The 19398-nt window shown below is 55.1% G+C and carries 15 protein-coding genes; 6 read left to right on the top strand and 9 right to left on the bottom strand.

Annotated elements, in window-relative coordinates; genetic code table 11:
- Nucleotides 1-77: 77 nt before the first annotated feature.
- Nucleotides 78-2435 (top strand): putative Ig domain-containing protein, encoded by a 2358-nt coding sequence (locus ACR3ZL_RS24275; RefSeq protein ID WP_486173035.1) that lies wholly within the window; start codon nt 78-80, stop codon nt 2433-2435.
- Between the two features lie 107 nt (nt 2436-2542).
- On the opposite strand, the gene ACR3ZL_RS24270 is transcribed toward ACR3ZL_RS24275, so the two are convergent.
- The 3 genes from ACR3ZL_RS24270 to ACR3ZL_RS24260 form a co-directional block, all read right to left on the bottom strand.
- Entirely contained in the window at nt 2543-5335 is a 2793-nt protein-coding gene (locus ACR3ZL_RS24270) for a bifunctional acetate--CoA ligase family protein/GNAT family N-acetyltransferase (protein WP_486173034.1), read from the bottom strand.
- A 184-nt stretch (nt 5336-5519) separates the two neighbouring features.
- Nucleotides 5520-7076, bottom strand: coding sequence for a sulfatase family protein (locus ACR3ZL_RS24265; RefSeq protein WP_473650514.1), 1557 nt, complete (start codon nt 7074-7076; stop codon nt 5520-5522).
- Between the two features lie 76 nt (nt 7077-7152).
- Nucleotides 7153-7683, bottom strand: coding sequence for a cell division protein FtsH (locus tag ACR3ZL_RS24260; protein WP_486173033.1), 531 nt, complete (start codon nt 7681-7683; stop codon nt 7153-7155).
- Nucleotides 7684-8199: 516 nt separating this feature from the next.
- Here ACR3ZL_RS24260 and mnmL point away from each other — a divergent pair.
- Nucleotides 8200-9321, top strand: coding sequence for a tRNA modification radical SAM protein MnmL/YtqA (gene mnmL, locus ACR3ZL_RS24255; RefSeq protein WP_473650516.1), 1122 nt, complete (start codon nt 8200-8202; stop codon nt 9319-9321).
- Nucleotide 9322: 1 nt separating this feature from the next.
- Complete coding sequence (locus ACR3ZL_RS24250; RefSeq protein ID WP_473650517.1) at nt 9323-10303, top strand: exonuclease domain-containing protein; 981 nt, start codon at nt 9323-9325, stop codon at nt 10301-10303.
- Nucleotides 10304-10484: 181 nt separating this feature from the next.
- Here ACR3ZL_RS24250 and ACR3ZL_RS24245 read toward each other — a convergent pair whose 3' ends face one another.
- Both ACR3ZL_RS24245 and ACR3ZL_RS24240 read right to left on the bottom strand, forming a co-directional pair.
- Nucleotides 10485-11579 carry a rhomboid family intramembrane serine protease gene (locus ACR3ZL_RS24245; protein WP_473650518.1) on the bottom strand — a complete coding sequence of 365 codons (1095 nt, stop codon included), beginning with the start codon at nt 11577-11579 and terminating at the stop codon, nt 10485-10487.
- A 315-nt stretch (nt 11580-11894) separates the two neighbouring features.
- The gene (locus tag ACR3ZL_RS24240) at nt 11895-12347 is read right to left on the bottom strand and encodes a cytochrome c oxidase assembly factor Coa1 family protein (RefSeq protein ID WP_473650519.1); all 453 of its coding nucleotides are present in this window, start codon (nt 12345-12347) and stop codon (nt 11895-11897) included.
- A 296-nt stretch (nt 12348-12643) separates the two neighbouring features.
- On the opposite strand from ACR3ZL_RS24240, the gene ACR3ZL_RS24235 reads away from it, so the two are divergent.
- Nucleotides 12644-13273: a metal-dependent hydrolase gene (locus ACR3ZL_RS24235; RefSeq protein ID WP_473650520.1), complete on the top strand. Its 630-nt coding sequence runs from the start codon at nt 12644-12646 to the stop codon at nt 13271-13273.
- A gap of 79 nt (nt 13274-13352) precedes the next feature.
- Here the strand turns inward: ACR3ZL_RS24235 and ACR3ZL_RS24230 are convergent, their stop codons facing one another.
- The 4 genes from ACR3ZL_RS24230 to rpsL all read right to left on the bottom strand — a co-directional run bounded on the left by ACR3ZL_RS24230 (nt 13353) and on the right by rpsL (nt 17410).
- Nucleotides 13353-14210 (bottom strand): hypothetical protein, encoded by an 858-nt coding sequence (locus ACR3ZL_RS24230; RefSeq protein ID WP_486173032.1) that lies wholly within the window; start codon nt 14208-14210, stop codon nt 13353-13355.
- Between the two features lie 56 nt (nt 14211-14266).
- Entirely contained in the window at nt 14267-16357 is a 2091-nt protein-coding gene (gene fusA / locus ACR3ZL_RS24225; RefSeq protein WP_486173031.1) for an elongation factor G, read from the bottom strand.
- Between the two features lie 151 nt (nt 16358-16508).
- Nucleotides 16509-16982 (bottom strand): 30S ribosomal protein S7, encoded by a 474-nt coding sequence (rpsG, locus tag ACR3ZL_RS24220; protein ID WP_283435391.1) that lies wholly within the window; start codon nt 16980-16982, stop codon nt 16509-16511.
- A 62-nt stretch (nt 16983-17044) separates the two neighbouring features.
- Nucleotides 17045-17410 carry a 30S ribosomal protein S12 gene (rpsL, locus tag ACR3ZL_RS24215; RefSeq protein WP_007326865.1) on the bottom strand — a complete coding sequence of 122 codons (366 nt, stop codon included), beginning with the start codon at nt 17408-17410 and terminating at the stop codon, nt 17045-17047.
- Between the two features lie 196 nt (nt 17411-17606).
- Here rpsL and dapA point away from each other — a divergent pair, with 196 nt between their 5' ends.
- Both dapA and ACR3ZL_RS24205 read left to right on the top strand, forming a co-directional pair.
- A complete protein-coding gene (dapA, locus tag ACR3ZL_RS24210; protein ID WP_473650523.1) occupies nt 17607-18509 on the top strand; it encodes a 4-hydroxy-tetrahydrodipicolinate synthase in 903 nt (300 codons plus the stop codon).
- Nucleotides 18506-19375 carry a carboxylesterase family protein gene (locus ACR3ZL_RS24205; protein WP_473650524.1) on the top strand — a complete coding sequence of 290 codons (870 nt, stop codon included), beginning with the start codon at nt 18506-18508 and terminating at the stop codon, nt 19373-19375. The genes dapA and ACR3ZL_RS24205 overlap by 4 nt, the downstream gene beginning before the upstream one ends.
- Nucleotides 19376-19398 lie beyond the last annotated feature (23 nt).

Genomic DNA, 19398 nt, shown 5'->3' with positions numbered 1-19398 from the left:
AATGCGTTGAAAATTTGACGTTGTATTGGGATTCCACTATCCTCGAACCATTTCACATCTTTGATAAATGAGTCCATATGCGGCCATTCGATTTTGTAGCCGGTCGGACGGCTGGGGCCCTCGTGGCGATAGTGGCCGGGTTTCTGTTCGCGGGAGCACTTTGTGGGCAAGACGCGAAGGTTCCCATTCCACCAGAAGAGGATCGATTGCGTGTTGGCAAGTTGGTTCAGGACATCTATCGAGATGAGTACCGGTCGGCAAAAACGACGCTGCAGCAATCCGAAATTGCGCAGGAAATTCTGACCGCGGGCAGTGAAACCACTGACGATGCTGCGGGCCGATACGTGATGCTGCGGCTTGCTCGAGACATTGCGATCGGAGCGGGCGACGCCAAGACGGCAACCGAAGCAGTGGAAACATTGATTGCGTCGTTTCACATTGACGGATTTCCCTTGCGGGCACAAACGTTGATCGCGGTGACCGGACGTTTGTCGCCGACTCAATACGGAGCGACGAAGGACGCGTTGTTAGATCTCGCCGATATCGCAATCAAGATGGATGACTACGACGCGGCGCAACAGATCGTTGTCGCCGCCAGTGCTGACGCCAAACGGGCACGGGATTGGGGTAGCAGCAGTAGGATCGACAAGCTCGCCAATCGGATCGCTGCAATGAAGGCTAAGTTCAAAGGCATCGCCGACGAGCTGAAGCAATTTCAGGACGACGCAACCCAGCTTTCACCTGAAGCCGCGCTCACCGTGGGTAAGTTTTACGCGTTCTCAAAAAATGAGTGGCAGGTTGCCTTGGGACTGATGGCTGTCGGTAGCGACAAACAGATTGCGGCTGCGGCTCGGGCCGAACGAACGCTGCAGAACCAACTTGCCAACCAGAAAAAGATGGACGACGCGACCTATGAGGCTTGCCTCAACGTCGCGGATCTGTGGTGGCAGTGTGCTGATTCGCTCAAAGATTCTGAGCAGATTGCTGCGACGCTGCACGCGGGATACTACTACCAGCGTGCGCTGCCCGGAATTAAGGGGCTGCAAAATGCGAAAGCGGAGGCACGTGTCCGGGATGCAAAGGCCGTCGGAGAAATTGTCTCGCCACTGAAATCGAACGACGACGCGGCAACGGAAACTGAAACCCAAACCGATTTCGAAGTGGTGCCCATGGCGAACCCACGCGGAACCGTCAACTTACCCGCTACGTTCGACGATTATGTGATTGGTGGGAACGGACGCTACATCATCTTTCTAATAGGTTCGATGAAAAAACTCGCGTTCTTCGATATCGGTAAACGCGAAGTGACGAAGTATGTGACGATCGAAGATTCCGATGTTCGTATTGCGGGTGGTAGCAAGAATTTTTATGTCGCGATTCGCCGCGACAACGTCATCCAGCGTTGGAACTACGAAGAGTTCACGAAAGAAGCAACTGCGAAACTCCCGTTCGTTCAACCGGTCGATGTGATCGCGACCGGGCATGCCGTCAATGGACCCGTGTTCGCCGGTGCAAAGGACGGCCCCGGGATCTTGTTGAATCCGCAGACGATGCAGCCGATCTCTTACACGGTCCGTGACGAACGGTACCAAAGGGAAAGTGACATTCCCGGTGCAGGGCCGGACACCCGCGTCCGTGTGAGTGCCAATGGTCGAGCGTTTAGTTTTTGGAGAACACGCCTTTCGCCGGGTGGGTTTCGTACGATGTATTTGGGCGACCGACTTGGTCACATGTACTATGAGCACAAGACGATGGGGTATATCCAACCGAACCCATCGGGCGATTTGATGTACACAGCGTTAGGGATCTTTACCACTCAGACAAAAGATTTTGCTCACAATAACGAGTCGGCCGCGAAGAGCTTTTTTGTGCCCGCAATCAGTGGCGACTACAGCATCAGTATTCCGAGGGACGACGATAAGGCGAGAAAGAACGAAAAGCAGACTCAGGTTCATCTGCACGTTGCCGGTAGCTCCACACCATTGTTGACGTTGCAAGATATCCAGATCCGTCCGGGAACCTATGGTGATTTCCATGGCCGAGAACCGATGACACTCGATCGACGCTTAGTTTTCGCACCGAATGCTAGCCTGATCGTGACGCTGCCCGATTCGAATAAGTCACTCGAACTGCACGAAGTCGATCTTGAAAAAGAGTTCGAAGCGTCTGATGTCAACTATCTCTACGTTGCGTCTCGACCGCCGACCACGTTACGCGCTGGCAATCTCTATCGTTATCAGATCGATGTGCGGTCACGGGTTGGTGACTTAACGTACGAGTTAGCGTCAGGTCCGCAGGGGATGAAAGTTTCGACCCAAGGAGTTATCACCTGGAGATCGTCGCGTCGTATCACTGGATCTCACGACGTACTGGTGACGATCGAGGATGGCACAGGGCAAGAATGCACTCACGCGTTCAAAGTCACTGTTGAATAGAAGCTATCGAGAGTATTAAGTTTCAGCGGTGTGCGGTGAAAGTATGGTGATGCATTGTGTTCGGGAAGGCGGCTTCGACCTGAAGTAATCAGCGACAGGGTGGCGGTCTAATTGGAACCCGCGCTAGTCGCTTGAGCATCCTTTTGAGGAAGCGTTTTACTTACTACGACGTCGTCTTCGTCGCTGCGGTCGACGGCAAAACCTCGCTTGATAAACATCTGCAACATCTTTCGATTGCGAGGGTCGACTTCGGCGGTGACGAGTTCAATTCCCCATCGTTCGCAAATGGCAAGGCACTCGTCGATCAGCGTTGAGCCAAGGCCGTGGCCTTGGTATTGGTCCGCGACCAAGACGGCGAATTCTGCCACCCGGTGATCTGCGTCAGCGACGAGGCGACCGACACCCGCAATAGGTGGCTGTGCGGTATTGCCCGTCGGCATAATTGTTTCAGCGATGATGGCCAATTCGCGATCGTAGTCGGTGTAGCAAAAACGTGATGCGAGTTCGTGGCTGCTGCCTTCGAAGAGGTAACGAAAACGCATGCGGATCGTTTCTTCAGAACAACCCAGCAGCATTGCTCGCCATTGCGGTTCGTCTTCGGGTTGGATCGGCCGCAGGGTGAATTCGGTTGAGTTTTTCAGTTTAGCGACACGCGTGTATTGCTCGGGGTAAGGGCAAATCGCAAGATGCGGGTACTGGCTTTGCTTAGATTGAAACGCTGGTCCTGTTTTAAGTTTCGTTGTGTCGGAATCCATGTCGATGACAATGCTGGCATCCAGTGCGACAATACGATCAGGAGTTACCAGCAGCGGATTGACGTCCAGTTCAGCGATTTCGGGGTGATCGGCCAAGAGATAAGAAAAACGCATCAGGACCTGGACCAATTGCTCGAGGTTGACCGCGGGTTTGCCGCGAAAGGTTTGAAGCATCGGCCAGCATTGCAGTGACTCCAGCATCCGGCGGGCGAGTCGTTCGTTCAGCGGCGGTAGTTCGAGAGCGTGGTCTTTCAAAACTTGCGTGTGGATGCCTCCGGAACCGACCATCATCACCGTCCCAAAAACTGGATCGCGACGAGCACCAACGATCAGTTCACGACCATTGGGGTCAATTGCCATTGGTTGCACCGTCACGCCTTGGAACTCCATGTCGGGGCGGAATTCGGCAGCTCGGTCTTGGATGGTTTGATAGGCTGCGCGAACGGCTTCGTCGGAGCCGACGTTGAGTAGCACGCCGCCTACCTCTGACTTATGCAGTACGTCCGCGGCTAAGATTTTGACAGCAACGGGATAGCCGATTGATTGAGCGTACTTGACTGCTTCGTCAGGTGATCGGGTGGCGATCGGCCGAGTGGTCGGGATGCCGTACGCTTCGAGTAGGGCTTTCGAATTCGACTCTGTCAGGTTGCTAGAATCGCTTAAGCACAGCGAGGCGAAGGAAGCTCGTAGCATCTCCCGGTCTCGATGGAAATCAATCGCGATCGATCGTGGGGTTTCGTGCAGAACCTCTTGGTTGCGAGCGTGTGCCAGCAGATAGGAAAACGCGCGGATCGCTCGTTGAGGCGTGCTGTAAGTTGGTATGCCGGCCCGCGACAGTCGTTGGTTGGATGCGGCAACACTTCCGCGACCCATCCAGACGGCGAGGATCGGTTTGGACGCTTTTGCGGCGACCTTGATGATCCGTTCAGCGGTCCCGATCGGATCGGTTTTCGCTTGAGGTGTCAGTACAACGACGATGGCATCGACGTTTGCATCCGCCAGGAGGACACGAGTTGCCGATTCGTATAGCTCGGGTGTTGCGTCGCCAAACAGGTCGACTGGGTTGCTGATAGCGAGCGAGGCCTCGGCGTCTTCATTGGGAATTTGTGTTTGTAACTGCTCGATCGTATCGGGCGACAGTTCGGCAAGACGACACTTCTTGGTCAGGATCGCATCCGCCGTCATTAAGCCAGGACCACCAGCGTTGGTGACAACGGCTAGGCGATTACCGAGTGGGCTGCGGAAGTTGATTGAATTGTGGTGAGCGAGTAGTTCGGCGCAGTGGATAAGGTCGTCGAACTCGTCAACACGTACGACGCCGGCGCGTGCGAACGCTGCGTCATAGACCTCGTCGATGCCCACCATTGCTCCGGTGTGCAGTGCGGCGGCTTTCGCGGTGGTTTCGAAACGCCCCGACTTCAGCGCGATGATGGGCTTGCGACGAGCAAAGGCACGCGCCGCGGACATGAAGGCTCGAGAGTCCTGAATCGACTCGATATACATCACGATCGAATCCGTGTTGGGATCCTCGGCCAAGTAGTCGATCAGATCCGCGATGCTGACGTCGAGCAGGTTTCCAAAAGAGATGAAATGGGAAAAGCCAAATTGCTCGTCCAAGGCCCAGTCCAAGATCGCGGTCGCCAAGGCGCCGGATTGCGATAGCAGTGCGATCTTGCCTTTGGGAGGACTGACATCAGCAAAGCTTGCGTTCAGTCCGGTATGAGTGGAAATCACGCCTAGCGAATTGGGCCCGATGATCCGCATCGTCGGATAGCGTTTCAAGACGTCCCGCAGTTTGCCTTCCAGTTCTCGCCCGGCTTGTCCGGTTTCGCGAAATCCAGCCGACAGGATGACAATCCCGCGGACCCCATTTTGCCCGCATTGTTCGACCAGATCCGGAGTCGATTCCGCTGGGGTGCAGAGCACTGCGAGATCGACTGATTGCCCGATCGAGGCGAGGTCGGGGAAACAAGGAATCTCCTCGACCGAAGGATAATTGCGGTTAACGGCGAATAGCTGGCCGGTAAATCCCCCGTTTTTCAAATTACGGGCGGCGGTGTTGCCGACACTACCCGGACGCCGGCTGGCACCGATGATGGCAACGCTCTTGGGAGCGAAAATTCGTTTCAGGTTTCGTGTTGGCATAATCTTGATGCTAACAAACCTGGAACGCTTAGCGGAACCTCAGGGAGGTGTCCGCGACAATGTGGACGCTTGCCGACGCCAGATGAGCTACGCCAGCCTTCACTATGTCAGGCTCATTTTGGTGGAAGGCTCGTCGTAAGAAGACGTTAGCGTCGTAGTGGCGTGCCGCGGGAAAGAAACACTGTCAATGTGCTTCTTTGTTAAGCGGTTGGTCGACCACGATTGTAGCCGGGAAGTCGGCTGCTTCTTTCCCGCCGCGATCGTCCCAGCGTTTGTTGTTGGACCGGCCCTTGGGCTTATTCATCGGGATCTGCATCCCACCTTTTTCATCCAACATGGCGTACAGCTTTCCCTCCATCTCTTTGGCAATGGATTTGTAGTCGGGATCGTGGATCAGATTATTAAGCTCGCCTGGATCGGTCGTCAGGTCGTAAAGTTCGTCGGTGTCCCAAAGTCCGTAGTACGTGATGTATTTGAATCGGTCGCCTCGCAAAGCAAATTGTGTTGGGGTTTGAGGGAAGTTCTTTTCCCAGTAGTAAACGTAGAGAAAGTACTTCCGCCAGTCTTGGTCCCGATCGTTGGGTAGGTCGAGCATGCTTTGCCCGTCCATGTAGTCAGGCGCTTGCAAACCCGCGGCGTGCAAGATGGTGGGCGCAACGTCGATGTTTCCGATCACGTTGTCGATGGGTTTGCCGCCTGGGAATAGGTTGGGGCACTGCATCAACATCGGAACACGAATGGAGGTCTCGTACGAGACTCGCTTGTCGATTAGGCCGTGTTCACCCCACATGAAGCCGTTGTCGCCCATGTAGATGATTAGCGTGTCGTCGTGGATGCCCATGTCTTTGAGTTGTTGAAGGACTCGGCCCACGCTGTCGTCGACGGCGAGCACTGATTCGCAATACCGCCGGTAGAGATATTCCAGGCCGTTGTCACTGTGGTAAGAGAAGTCGATGCCGTGCCAACTGTTTCTTTGGTCGCGTACCCACCGTGGAGCATTCTTTTCAGCAGTGACTTCTTTACCGGTTGGAAGGAAGCTAAGGTCCTCGTCCGCGTACCGGCCTTGGTGTCGCTTGGCGGGCGTGAAATTGGAATGCACCGCCTTGTGTGACAGGTAAAGAAAGAAAGGTTTGTCGTCTTCGCGTTCGCCCAGCCAATCGATGGCGTAGTCGGTGAGTTCGTCGGTGATGTAGCCCTTTTGTCTTACGCGTTTACCGTCGATGTTGAGCGTGTAGTCGGGGTTGGGAGGCAGGTAATTGCCTTGCCCTGGAAAGCTAATCCAGTGATCAAAACCCGGTCGTGGGCCATCGTGGTGAGCACCCATGTGCCACTTGCCAATGAAGGCAGTGTCATAGCCGGCCCGTTGCAAGTATTGCGGAAAGAAGATCGTACCGTCGGGAACGATGCGTTGGTTATCGATCACGCCGTGTTTGTGTGTATACAGGCCCGTCAGAATCGAAGCACGACTCGGCGAGCACAGGCTGGTGGTGACGAACGCATTCTTCAGGTGCACGCCGTTCTTCGCCAGCGAGTCGATGTGGGGTGTTTCCAAGAATGGGTGCCCGGCACAGCCCATCGCGTCAAATCGGTGGTCATCAGTCAAGATGAATACCACGTTTCGAGGTTTCGCATTTCCGCGTGCTGGTGTGGCGGGAAGTTCAGCCGCCGACCCAGGATTGGCCATGGGGCCGAAACCGATTAGAAGTGCGATGCCGAGTATGAATGGACGGGGAGCAAACATGGCGGTGGAATCTCTCGATGGGGGCGTGAAGATAACTCGCAGTATAAACCGGTGGCGGTCGAAGGTGGGCTATCGATCACGATCGGCTGAACCAAAATCGAACCAGCTCCGCAACCCGCTCTCCATCAATCTCGTCGCCCAACATCAATTCGTCCGCTAGGGCTGCAATCGCTGGCCAGCACGGAGGCGAGCCGACGACCGTTTTCAGTCGGTTGACGGCTTGTTGTAGCGTGCGGATCTGCTTGCGAGCGTCGGAGTGCATCGAGGCTACGCATTGTTGGGCTTGGTCCCAGTCCATTGCCCAGCAGGCCTCGTCGATTTCGTCGGCGTCTTCGTTGCGGTAGGTCAGCTCGGCGATCGGGCCAGCCAAGATCGTTAGCAGCTCGCGTTGCTGTTGCCAGTTTTGGCTCGGATCGACGCGGCCCCAATTGACGATGCAATCACCAAAGCGTCGGGGAAGGCCGTCATCCAGGTCGTCGTACGCAGACGCTTGGGACAGAGATACGGAATCGATTTGTGCGCCCAGTGCGCAGCCCACGATCGCATGCCCCGCCTCGTGGTAGGCCGTGTGAGTTTCTTCCTGGTCGGGTTCCCAGTCCCAGTCCATCGGTTTGCCTCAAGTGTCTTGTTGTTTAGGGTGTTCATTTGCAGCCGCGATCCGAATGCGTTGTTACCGGATCAATGTTGAGCCGTCGATGGGGTGCGTCGTGCGAATATGGTTGTTCGGCTATGGTTGTGTGTGGGTGCCCTGCCCGTTGGAAATCGTCGTGTTTTGTCTCTCTTCGTCGATCGTGTCCCCTGCCCTGCTCTACCCTGCCCTGCCCCGAGTTAATTTTCGCGAAACACATGGTGGGGGAAAGTAAGAGTCACCCTCTGGCGTGCGTTATATGGGTTGGAAGCCTGGACGGCTGACTTGTGCGGCATCCTTGGTTTGGGGCAGCGGGTATGGAATTCTGGGAGCGGAATCCTAGGGGAACGCATTACGGGCGGAACAGGCTAACGCCTGGACTCCAGCGGTTGGTTGTTTGGGGTGTCATTGTTTGTTCTTGATGGCATGATATTGTGAAACATCTGCCGTTCCCGTTCGGTCTTTTCCGGCCACCTGCCCTACCCCGTTTCTTCTATGAATCAAGCTGACCGCGACGTGACGAGCGAAAATCAAGTTGCCGACGCAGCAGCCGATTGCGACACCGCCCTGCCCTGGCAGCAAGAAGGATTGAAGTTGAACGCGTTTGGGCGGACTTTGCGCCGTCGGTTCGGCGGTCGGGTTCAGCGTGTCAGTCTGGACGCAGGGTTTACCTGTCCCAACGTGGATGGAGCGTTGACGAGCGGCGGTTGCAATTTTTGTGACAACCGGTCATTCAGTCCTTCGCGGCGAGTTCGGTTGCAACGCGTTAGCGAGCAACTCAGTGCGGGCATCCAGAAGGTCACCCAGCGATACGATCGCGTGCATGGGTTTATCGCCTATTTTCAGCCGGCGACGAACACGTATGCTCCCGTTGAACAATTGGAAGAGATTTATCAACTTGCGTTATCGGCTGACCCACGTGTTGTCGGAATTGCGATCGGGACGCGGCCCGATTGCGCTCCGGAAAGCGTGTTGAATCTGTTGCAGCGATTGTCAAAAGATCATGCGGTATCCTTGGAATACGGCATGCAGTCGGTCCATGACGCATCTTTGGAATGGATGAACCGGGCGCACACCCATAAGGACATGATCAACGCGATCGATCGTTCTCGGGGCCGAGGTTTCGAATGTTGTGCGCACGTGATCTTAGGCGTTCCCGGCGAAGATCATGCGATGATGATGGAGACGGCGGATGAAATCGGAGTGTTGGGGTTTGATTCGATCAAACTGCACAATCTATACAGCGTTCGAGGCACGCCGCTGGGGGAAGAGGTGTTGGCTGGCAAGGTGAAAATGATGGAGCGGGAGGATTACGTTCGGACGGTGGTCGATTTCTTGGAACGCATTCCACCGACCACGATCGTTGAGCGAGTCAGTGGCGACGCGCCACCGAATTTCTTGATTGAACCGAAGTGGTGTTTAGAGAAGTCGGCGTTGCGAATTGAAATCGATGCGGAATTTGAACGGCGAGGCACGCGACAAGGCGACCGATTCGTCCCACCGCCGGTTCCTCCGAACGAACGTCCCGTCCCGGATGACCAGACGCCTGCAGCAGTGCGGGATCAGATCGACGCGCGAGGGAGATTGCCTGTTTTGAAGATGCAGGGTGGGGCTTGAGATGGACTTCACGGCGATTGATTTCGAAACCGCGACTCGGCAGAGTGATAGTGCGTGTCAATTGGCAGCGGTACGAGTGCGAGGCGGAAAGGTTGTTGATTCGGCGAGCTGGCTGATTCGACCGCGGCCGCTTCGTTTCAGTTACCAGAACATTCAGATTCATGGCATCACACCTGAAATGGTTCAGGGGGAAAAGGAGTTTGGCGAATTGTGGCCAGATATCCTCGCGGCGTTTGGGGATGATTGTCTGATCGCTCACAATGCCAGTTTCGATATGGGCGTGTTGATCGCGTGTTTGCAAACACACGGGCATCCGGTTCCAGAGATGCACTACAGTTGCACTCGGGCGATCGCGCGGCGTACCTGGCCTCACTTGCCTCGGTTTGGACTGAAGCCGCTATCGGATTGGTTAGGAGTGCAGTTCAAGCACCACGATGCATTGGAAGATTCGATTGCCTGTGCGAAGGTTGCAATGGCGGCGGCAGAGCATTTGCAGGTCGAGACGCTGGAGCAATTGGAGGCGAAACTGAAAATGTCGCGAGGTGCGGCAGGTTCGTGGGGCAAAAAGGGGCCATCCAAACAGACTCGGCGCCGAACCCGTACCGCGATCGCACCCAAGCCAACGCCAGAGCCCATTGCCGAGGCGATGGTGACTTCGGCTGGTATGGATTTGCAACGCTTGTTGGTCCGAGCGGAGTTTCTGCGTCCGTTCAGTGGTCAACGCGTTGTCTTTACGGGATCGTTAACTCGACTCGCCCGTGAAGAAGCGGAGCAACTAATCGTTTGCTGCGGTGGGCAGTGTCAAGCGTCGGTTTCCAAACGTACCAATTTATTAGTTGTGGGAGATCTCGATCCTCGTACGAAAGCGTCCGGGCGTGCGATCAGTACGAAAGAAGAGAAAGCAAGATCATTGATCGCCGAAGGTGCCGAGGTAAAAATCTTGAGCGAAGATGATTGGCTGCAGATGATCGCGACGATGTGAGCCGGACAGTTCTTCACTGGCATCTGTACAATGCGATCAACGAATCAGTCGCGAAATATACAAAATTCGAAATAGTAGCCTTTTCAATTTGGCCCGTTGGATGTGGCGGTCGGCTTCATCTTCTACCTGCAGTCGCCGCAAATAGATGTCACGATCGGTGAAACCGCATGACGGGCAAGGTTCATCGCTTTTCATTAGTGGCTTCAGGCAGCAGCGGCAGGTTGTCAGTGCTTCGTTTGGCATGTGATCTCTCTGATGATTTTGAGCGTCGCCTCGACAGGTGTTGGAGCGGGATAACTCGTTCCGCGTGGCGATTGTGCCGGGATAGCTGATCGACATACGCCACCAAGGTTGAGCTAGGAATCGCAGAAACACAGGAGTGTTCCCGAAGGCGTGCAAAGCACGCGATCGACTCCTCGATGCGATTGGTCCGAACGGCTCTCGTAAAGGACTCGAACGCGGTTGCACAAGGATCGCGTTTGAGATTCGTCGTTGAAGCATGCCTTTTAACGGCGTAAGCGACCGTCCCCGCATTGTGATCTCGATGGGCTGAGCGATTCGTCTTTCTATTGGTGATTGGTTTGGAATTGCCGCGAGCGTTTCGGGATTGAATTCCTAATCGCGACAATAGATCCCATCCTTCACAGTCCACCATGTCATGCCTGAGCATCAAGATTGCAAATGGGATCCCGACCGACATTCCCAACAGGTGAAGCATTGGCGTCGACATACTGATTCCTGTCCAGGCAACCTGTAGGAATTCGACCGCAAAGTAGAAGAACGCGATCACGCTGATTGGGATTTCAATCGTGCCATAAAACAGCCAACTCCAAACGTAAATGAGATGAATGTCATTCGCGGGAGCCCAGATTAGTGCGACCGCGAGCAAAGCAAATATCACCCCGGAGGCACCGAGCGCGCCTCCTTGACCGTCGGTGAACAGGAACATTGGAATCTGCCCGATCGCTCCGTCGCCGAGTGCAAGCCCGAGATAGAGCAGGCTGAATTTTTGCCAGCCCAACTTGCCCTCTATCACTAGCCCAAAGCACCACAGAAACAGCATGTTGCCGAGTAAGTGGGACCAGGACGCATGCATGAACGCGCCGGTTACCCATTGCAGCGGATTGATTCGATCAAACTCTAAGATCAACCACTCATAGGCATGGTAGTCGCCCATCCCCGTCAGCAGAAACAGCGCGACGTTGATGGCAATGATTCCGATTGTCGCCACTGGATAGTGATAGATCGGCGTGTCGGTTCCGTAAGGAATAAGCATAGGTATCCATAGCAATAGGGCCAAACTTCGATTGCTATAGAACTAGGCATCAATTTCGTCCGAGCGGGGCGCACACGTTATCGGCGAGCCGATATTCTTGGAAGACGTTGGCAGCGTCGATGCATGACGCTTGCTTGGTTGGGTTCGGTGCGATCAGGATTCACTGAAATCTTGACCCGCACCAAGTCGTTTTCGGTTGAGCGAACCGCCCTGCCCTGCCCTACCCTACTCGCTGAGGTCAAACCGAAGACGCGGTCTTTATTCTTTACGCTATCTAGAAAAAAACCGATGAGCTTCGGTGCTGAAGGCTACTTGCTAGTCGTCTAGTAGATTTATCTTGGTTCCATCCTGGGTGGTGGCATCCATCCTGCTGTAGTCCCAGACACCATCGGATTTGGTACCGGTGACGTGAACCGTGGCCGTTCCATCGGGGCCGCTGACGGAGTAGTTCAGGTCCGCATTTCCACCATCGTTTTCCAGTTGGATGTTGCCTTGGACGAAGGTTGATGGCTCGATCGGATTTCCGATCGTCGATTGGATTTCCGCGTTGGCTTGCGTCTTGGCTAGTGATTCGGTGTAGGGTTCGCTCGACTTAATCAAGGCAAAGGCCCCGAGCACGGTGGTAGCGATGATGCCACTACAGACCAGTAATATGACGAGGCACCCGCCTCCGACTCCGAGAACGATGCAACCCGTTTTCGACTTCTTGGGTTCGGCAAGTGGCGTGGGCTGGGATTGAAAAGGATCGGCGACTGGCGATTGAGACATAGAGCTACACTGACATGAAATAGGTATGTAAGGTGATAGAACGAAGGGCTGGATTGTTTTGTAAGTAGGGCGCGAAACTTGTGGCGTGTGGGGAAACTTGACGCCGAAGTCGGCAATTCATCGCATTGGTGATCCGTTTTAGCCTACCAAAAAGTGGCGATGGGGAGTTTGGCTAAGGCATTCGTTGCCAATAAAGTTCCACTGCGCCAATAAGGTTCCACTGCATGCATGTTTGATAGGTTCTTTATGTCAGGGAAAACGATGCTCATGAGGACTCTCGTATCGGGCTTGCTTCGGTGACAACTTTTGAACACGCGATGATCGGTGTGAACGGAGCACTCGCAGTCGGATTGCAGCGTGTTTACGGTTGGAAGGTCGTCGCCCTGGCGGGAATCGCAGCGATTGCTCCTGATTGGGACGGCTTACCGATGCTGATTGATATGGAGGCATTTGAACGCGGGCACCGTGTGTGGGGGCATAGCATTCTTAGTTGCATCGTGCTGGGGATTGCACTGGGGGTCGTCGATTATCGCTGGGACGTGATCGGACGGGTTGCCCATCGCTTGCGCAATTGGGGGCCGATGTCTGAGGCGCGAGCGGAGTTGACGATTCGGCATCACTGGAGTTTTCCTCAAGCCGCGGTATGGTGCGTGGTCGCGATCGTCGGGTGTCTTTCGCAGATCCCCACAGATGTCGTTGTCTCAGGTGGAGAGGGGCTTAGCGATTGGGCGGTTCAGCCACTTTGGCCATGGAGTAGTCGCGGCATCGTTTACCCCATGATCCGCTGGGGAGATGTTGGGCCAAGTGTTATTTTGGGAGCGGGCATGATTGCATTGGCTAAATGGAAAAGCCATTCGCAGCGAATCGCCATCTTCACACTGCTTGGCGTTTTGGGCTACTTGTTGTTGCGCTGCTCCACAACCTAATCGAGGTTAGGCCACGGCTCTGACTAAGGCAGCAAAGTGTGTTCTAGCCGCAGGACTTTTAGGTTGCTCAAACGTGAACTCACTCGCTCGTCCACCACTCGAGTAACTCGGGTGGCCAGAATTTTTCTGGCAGGGGCATGACGTAGTAGGGTGCTTTGTGCGAAACGACCACTGGCAAGAAGCCGCGGTGCAACCGGTTGTTGGGAAGATGTTTTCGCAGAAACATGGTTGTCGAAATGTAGCACGGTACCTTGGGTGAGAAGCGTTGAGGTACGCTCCATCCGAAAGCTCGTACCGTTTCAGCTTCCAGGTATGCGCCTATTCGCGTGATCTCTTGGTCACCTTCGGTTTGTCCACGGATGGCGGCCAATTTTTGGGCGACCGTTTCTAGATAGAGCGGGCTTACCTGGCCGGTCTCATCGAGCGAGAAAACGAGTTCGCCCGGCGCGTCTCCGTTCTTACCCGGTGTTGGGTTTGGTGGAAACCACAAGGATGAATTGGCTTGGATCACATGGGCCCAGACCACTTTTCCTTTTCGGAAGATGCTTCGTTGGCGACTGCTTTTGAGTAGCTTGCAGATAGGGATTAGGAATAGCAAGCCGTATAGCCAGCTCATTTCCAATCGCAGATATTCCGAAGTCGAAGAGGAAAAACTTCGTGGTGGAGCACCTAGGTTCGCTTGGCATGCATTCAGCCAGGTGGCCCAGTGGTTTTGTGGCTGGGCAACAGTTTGAGCTTTGCCAGCCGGCTTCACGTTTTTTCGTTGGGACGCTACGGCTTTCTCTCGCTGGGGCGCGGCGCCTTTCGCACGTTGTTGCGTAGCGGCTTGGGGGAGCCGCAACTTTTGTCCGCACGCACGGCAGGTCGTTGTCTTTCCGGCTGCCGTATCGGCGGCCTGGTAAGACTTTTGGCATCCTGGGCATTTAAAGCGAATCATGGGTCACCAGATCACTGTGTTTGTATCGCTACAGGCGACAGCGATAGCTTCCGTAATTAGTACGAGAAGCTGTCGGCGTCGGCTTGGGGTGCCGCTTGGTAGCCGTACGGTTCCATGCTGCTTCCAGCCCGGCCTTGGCTAAGGCTGCGGACAGCGCTGCTGTAGCCGAACATCTCTTTGAGCGGAGCGTGGGCGGTGATGACAGTCATCATGCCTCGAGTTTCGGTGGAGGCGATGATGGCACGGCGTTGCTGTAAATCGCCGACGATTTCGCCCATGTAGTCTTCCGGCGTGGTCACCTCGACTCGCATGACGGGTTCAAGCAAAACCGGCCCGGCAGCCTGGATTCCCGATTCGAAAGCATCGCCGGCAGCGATACGGAAGGCGACCTCGTCGCTACCGTCTTCGTGCATTTCCGCTTCGTAGACTTCGAAACGGACGCCAGATAGCGGGAAGCCAGCGATCATGCCACCACCACCGGCACGTTCCCGCATTTCGTCGATTGCTGCAGAACGCACGGCATTGGGCAGCGGGCAATCCGGTGGTAATCGGTCAAACACGACGACGGGAGTGGCTGGATCTTCGGTCGCCATCACGCGGGTTTTCAATCGAGCAAACATTTGGTTGCCCCCGATGACCCGGTTGCAGACCCCAGTTACGTCGGCGGTACCACCGATGGTTTCACGATAGTTCACGCGAGGTTTGTAGAACTTCACGTTCAGGTTGAAGTCGCGTGTCAGGCGGTGCTGGATGACTTCCAGGTGAAGTTCGCCCATGCCACTGATGATGGTTTGCCCGATCTCTTCGTTTTCGACTGCTCGGAACGTCGGGTCTTGGCGACGCAGCATATCAAGGGTTTCTTCCAGCTTCTTTCGGTCGGACGTGCTCTCGGGCTCGATCGCCATCGAGAGAACGGTCTCGGCGAACTTGATGCTGGGAAGTTCGATCGGCGATTTCGTGTCGCAGATCGTATCGCCAGTAATTGCGAAGCGTGGTCCGATCACACAGCAAATGTCCCCTGCCCCAACGGTTTCACTTTGGCCGTCGCGATCTTTCTTAGTCGCGTGGATTTGCCAGATTTGAGCGACGTTTTCTTTCTTGTCGCGGTTAGGGCAAAAGACTCGCGAGTTCTGGTTAAGTTCGCCGCTGTAGATTCGAATCCAGTAGTTATCGCCGGTTTTCGCGGGCAGGATTTTGAAAACGAGACCGCAGAACGGTTCTTTCGAATCTGGTTTTCGGCTGGCTTTTTTATCCTCTTTGCCAGGCACAAAGCCTTCGACAGGCGGGCGATCCAGCGGGCTAGGCAGGAAGTTGCCGACGCCAGTCATCAGCGGTTGGACGCCGATGCCGTGCAGGGCTGAGCCGCAGAAAACCGGTTGGATGGTGCGGTCCAAGCAACCTTGGCGAAGAGCCGCCATGATCACTTCATTGGGAACCTCTTTTTCCTCCATGGCTAGCGTCATCGCTTCTTCGCTGATTTCGTAAACAGCTTCAAGCAACTGTTCTCGCCAGATCGAAGCATCGTCGGCGAGTTCTTCGGGGATATCGGTTTCGGTGACTTCCTTGCCTTCGGTTTCGGGATCGAATTGCAGGAACTTCAGTTTGACCAGGTCGATCACGCCGCGGAATGGATTGTCCACGTGAGTGGGGCCCTGACCCACGGGGATTTCTACAGCGACGGGGCGTCCGCCGAGTCGTGGACCGATGTCGTTGAATACGTTTTCGAAGTTAGCGCCTTCGCGGTCCATCTTGTTGATGAACACGATCCGAGGAACTTCGTAGCGGTCGGCTTGTCGCCAAACCGTTTCACTTTGGGCTTCGACTCCTTCGCGAGCGGAGAAAACCACAACCGCCCCATCGAGAACGCGTAGGCAGCGTTCCACTTCGGCGGTGAAGTCAACGTGGCCAGGGGTATCGAGGAGGTTGACGTTGTAATCGCCCCAGTTGTACTTCACGCAAGCGCTGAAGATGGTGATCCCGCGGTCTTGTTCTTCCGGGTCGTTGTCGGTGTCGGTGGTGCCGTGATCGACTCGTCCGACACGATGTTTTTGGCCGCTGAGGTAGAGCATCCGCTCGGTAACGGTGGTCTTGCCGGCATCGATGTGGGCGATGATACCGATGTTGCGGATTTTGGAGATGTCGGCCATTTAAGTTCGTTCGTAGTCGGTGGTCGTTGTTCAGCCAGGGGGTAGCACGAGCGGTGGGCTGAAAGCATCGGCAAAAAAAAATCGCGATCCGGATGAAACCGAATCGCGAACTATTGTGATGTCTTGTGGCGTTTGTGGGTAGCGGGAAACGCTACCAAGCGAAGTGAGCGAACGCCTTGTTAGCGTCAGCCATTCGGTGGGTGTTTTCGCGTTTGGTGTACGCGGCACCTTCTTTCTTGTAAGCGGCGAGCAATTCGTCGGCCAGCTTCAAGTGCATTGGGCGTCCCTTCTTGTCGCGAACCGCACCAAGAACCCAGCGAATCGCGAGGCTTTGTTGGCGAGCCTTGTTGACTTGCATTGGGACCTGGTAGCTAGCACCACCAACCCGTTTGGATCGAACTTCGATGTAGGGCTTGATGTTTTCCAAGGCAGCTTCGAAAACCGCGATCGGCTCTTCTTCGCCTTCGTGGCGTTTGCCGATTTCTTCCAACGCGTCGTAGAAAACTCGCTGAGCGGTGGTCTTCTTGCCATCGAGCATCAAGCAGTTGATGAACTTACTGGCCAACAACGAATGGTGCCGTGGGTCGCCCTTGAGTTGGGTGCGGCTGGAAGTGATACGTCCCATGAAAGCTGATCAATCGAAAGTGTGTGTGGTGTGTCTTGATAGAGAGAGCGAGGGCCAGAAGATTACTTCTTGGCTCCGTAGCGACTACGTGATTGCTTACGGCCATCCACGCCCAGTGCATCGCGTGAACCGCGAACCACTTGGTAACGAACACCCGGCAAGTCGCGAACACGTCCACCGCGAACAAGAACAATCGAGTGTTCTTGCAGGTTGTGGCCTTCGCCGGGGATGTAGACGGTGACTTCTTTGCCGTTGCTAAGACGAACCCGGGTAATCTTACGAAGAGCCGAGTTAGGCTTCTTAGGAGTCATCGTCCGCACTTGCAAGCAAACACCCTGTTTTTGAGGGCATTTCTCTAGAACCGGCGACTTGCTCTGGCTCTTTTTTTGCTTCCGGTTTTTTCGGACGAGTTGGTTGATCGTTGGCATGGTTGACGGCAAAGAAGGTTACTGTTGGTCAATCGAGCCGCGAAGTATCGCGGACTAACGATTTTTGTCAAGGCCGAACCTGAAACCAATGCTGGGTCTCGCAATAAGTGTAGTCGGCCTACTACACTAGGCGAAAAACATTCTATATCGGGCTAACAGGCCCGCCCATCCCCTTCAAAGTGCCAGTTTCGCAAAAATGAGTCTTCGGAAAGGTAGCCAATTCGCCGGTTTGGCGGTCGCCATCGTCACCCCCTTTCGTGACGATCGGTTGGATGTCGATCGACTTCGCGAACAAATCGAGTTTCAGTTAGCTGCGGGAACCCAGTGTATTGTGCCAGCGGGCACGACCGGGGAATCCCCAACGCTGTCGCACGACGAACACGAACGAGTGATCGCGGAAACCATCGCATGTGTTGCGGGACGTGCCAAAGTGATGGCCGGTACCGGTAGTAACAGCACGGCGGAGGCACTTCGTTTGACCCGCCGAGCGGTCGCCGAAGGGGCTGACGCGACGCTTCAGGTGGCTCCGTATTACAACAAGCCGACTCAAGAGGGGATGTATCAGCACTTCAAGGCGATCGCCGAAGATGTGGATGTCCCCGTTTGCGTCTACAACATTCCCGGGCGTACGGGCAAAAATATCGAAGTCGAAACGATCCAGCGGCTCGCTGAGTTGCCTGGCATCGCCATGGTGAAGGAAGCGACGGGATCTTTGGATCAGTGTTCAGCCATTTTGGGATCGACTGATTTGACGGTTCTGTCGGGTGACGATTCTTTGACGCTGCCGATGATGAGCGTCGGGGCTGAGGGCGTGATCAGCGTCGCTGGCAACGTGGTGCCTTCGGTCATGCTGGAATTAGTGAAGGCCGCCGCTGCGGGTGATTACACCGAGGCCGCCAAGGTTCACCACCGTCTGTATTCCTTATGCAGCATTATGTTGGGGCTTTCAACCAACCCCATTCCGGTGAAGGCAGCGATGCAAATGCTCGGCCGCGATACCGGCGAACTTCGCTTGCCGATGGTGGCCCTAGATGAGGGCGAGCGAGCGATTTTGCACAAAACCTTGGTTGCCTTTGGTCTCGATGGAGTGAGTGCGTGATTGAAATGCTGACTTTTCGTTGTTTGATCGTCGCGATCGTGGTGGGATCTTTGGGGTTTGTAGGTCGCGGGACCGCTGATGATGGTGTTGCCGCGGACGCGTTTAGTCGTGAGCAGTTTGTCGGCCCATCGGGTGACAAACTGAACTACCGGATGCATGTTCCGGCTAAGGCAGCATCGGCCGCTAAACTACCTTTGGTGCTGTTTTTGCATGGTTCCGGTGAACGAGGCGATGACAACGAGGCTCAGCTTAAGCACGGTGCTCGCGAGTTTTTGAAGAACGGCCGGGGTGAGCGTTTTCCGGCAATCATCGTGGCTCCGCAGTGTCCGTCAGGAACTCGGTGGGTGGAGATTGACTGGTCACTTCAAACCGGCACTGGCCAATTTCCCGAGGAACCATCGCCTGCGATGACGCTCGTTTTCGGGTTGTTGGATAAACTCACACAGCGAAACGATGTCGATTTGTCTCGTCTTTATGTGACGGGGCTTTCGATGGGTGGATACGGCAGTTGGTATGCCGCCGGTCGGTATCGATGTGCAAGCGAAGCTTCAGCAGCGAAAACGACGGAATCGCATTCGGCAGATGCAAAAAGTAACGGATTTGCGGCCATGCTTGCGGTTTGTGGCGGAGGCGATCCGGAATGGGCCGATCGATATGCCGATACCGATTTGTGGGCCGTGCACGGCGGTGCTGATTCGGTGGTGCCGGTGGTTCGATCGCGAGAAATGATCTCGGCGATTGCGAACCAAGGACATCCAGGGGAACTCCGTTATACTGAACGGCCAGGCGTGGGACATGACAGTTGGTCCGCGACCTATGCGAATGAAGAAACCTATCGTTGGCTGTTCGAACAAATCCGTCTCTGACCACCTTTCACCCGGAGTCACCG

It is taken from the genome of Rhodopirellula sp. J20-39 (assembly GCF_057365095.1).
Note: the sequence above shows the minus strand (reverse complement) of the source record. Positions and strands in the feature narration are given on the sequence as shown.

Coding starts and splice junctions, on each gene's coding strand:
- ACR3ZL_RS24275 (WP_486173035.1), top strand. CDS start 78: ATGCGGCCATTCGATTTTGTAGCCGGTCGGACGGCTGGGGCCCTCGTG.
- ACR3ZL_RS24270 (WP_486173034.1), bottom strand. CDS start 5,335: ATGCCAACACGAAACCTGAAACGAATTTTCGCTCCCAAGAGCGTTGCC.
- ACR3ZL_RS24265 (WP_473650514.1), bottom strand. CDS start 7,076: ATGTTTGCTCCCCGTCCATTCATACTCGGCATCGCACTTCTAATCGGT.
- ACR3ZL_RS24260 (WP_486173033.1), bottom strand. CDS start 7,683: ATGGACTGGGACTGGGAACCCGACCAGGAAGAAACTCACACGGCCTAC.
- mnmL (WP_473650516.1), top strand. CDS start 8,200: ATGAATCAAGCTGACCGCGACGTGACGAGCGAAAATCAAGTTGCCGAC.
- ACR3ZL_RS24250 (WP_473650517.1), top strand. CDS start 9,323: ATGGACTTCACGGCGATTGATTTCGAAACCGCGACTCGGCAGAGTGAT.
- ACR3ZL_RS24245 (WP_473650518.1), bottom strand. CDS start 11,579: ATGCTTATTCCTTACGGAACCGACACGCCGATCTATCACTATCCAGTG.
- ACR3ZL_RS24240 (WP_473650519.1), bottom strand. CDS start 12,347: ATGTCTCAATCGCCAGTCGCCGATCCTTTTCAATCCCAGCCCACGCCA.
- ACR3ZL_RS24230 (WP_486173032.1), bottom strand. CDS start 14,210: ATGATTCGCTTTAAATGCCCAGGATGCCAAAAGTCTTACCAGGCCGCC.
- fusA (WP_486173031.1), bottom strand. CDS start 16,357: ATGGCCGACATCTCCAAAATCCGCAACATCGGTATCATCGCCCACATC.
- rpsG (WP_283435391.1), bottom strand. CDS start 16,982: ATGGGACGTATCACTTCCAGCCGCACCCAACTCAAGGGCGACCCACGG.
- rpsL (WP_007326865.1), bottom strand. CDS start 17,410: ATGCCAACGATCAACCAACTCGTCCGAAAAAACCGGAAGCAAAAAAAG.
- dapA (WP_473650523.1), top strand. CDS start 17,607: ATGAGTCTTCGGAAAGGTAGCCAATTCGCCGGTTTGGCGGTCGCCATC.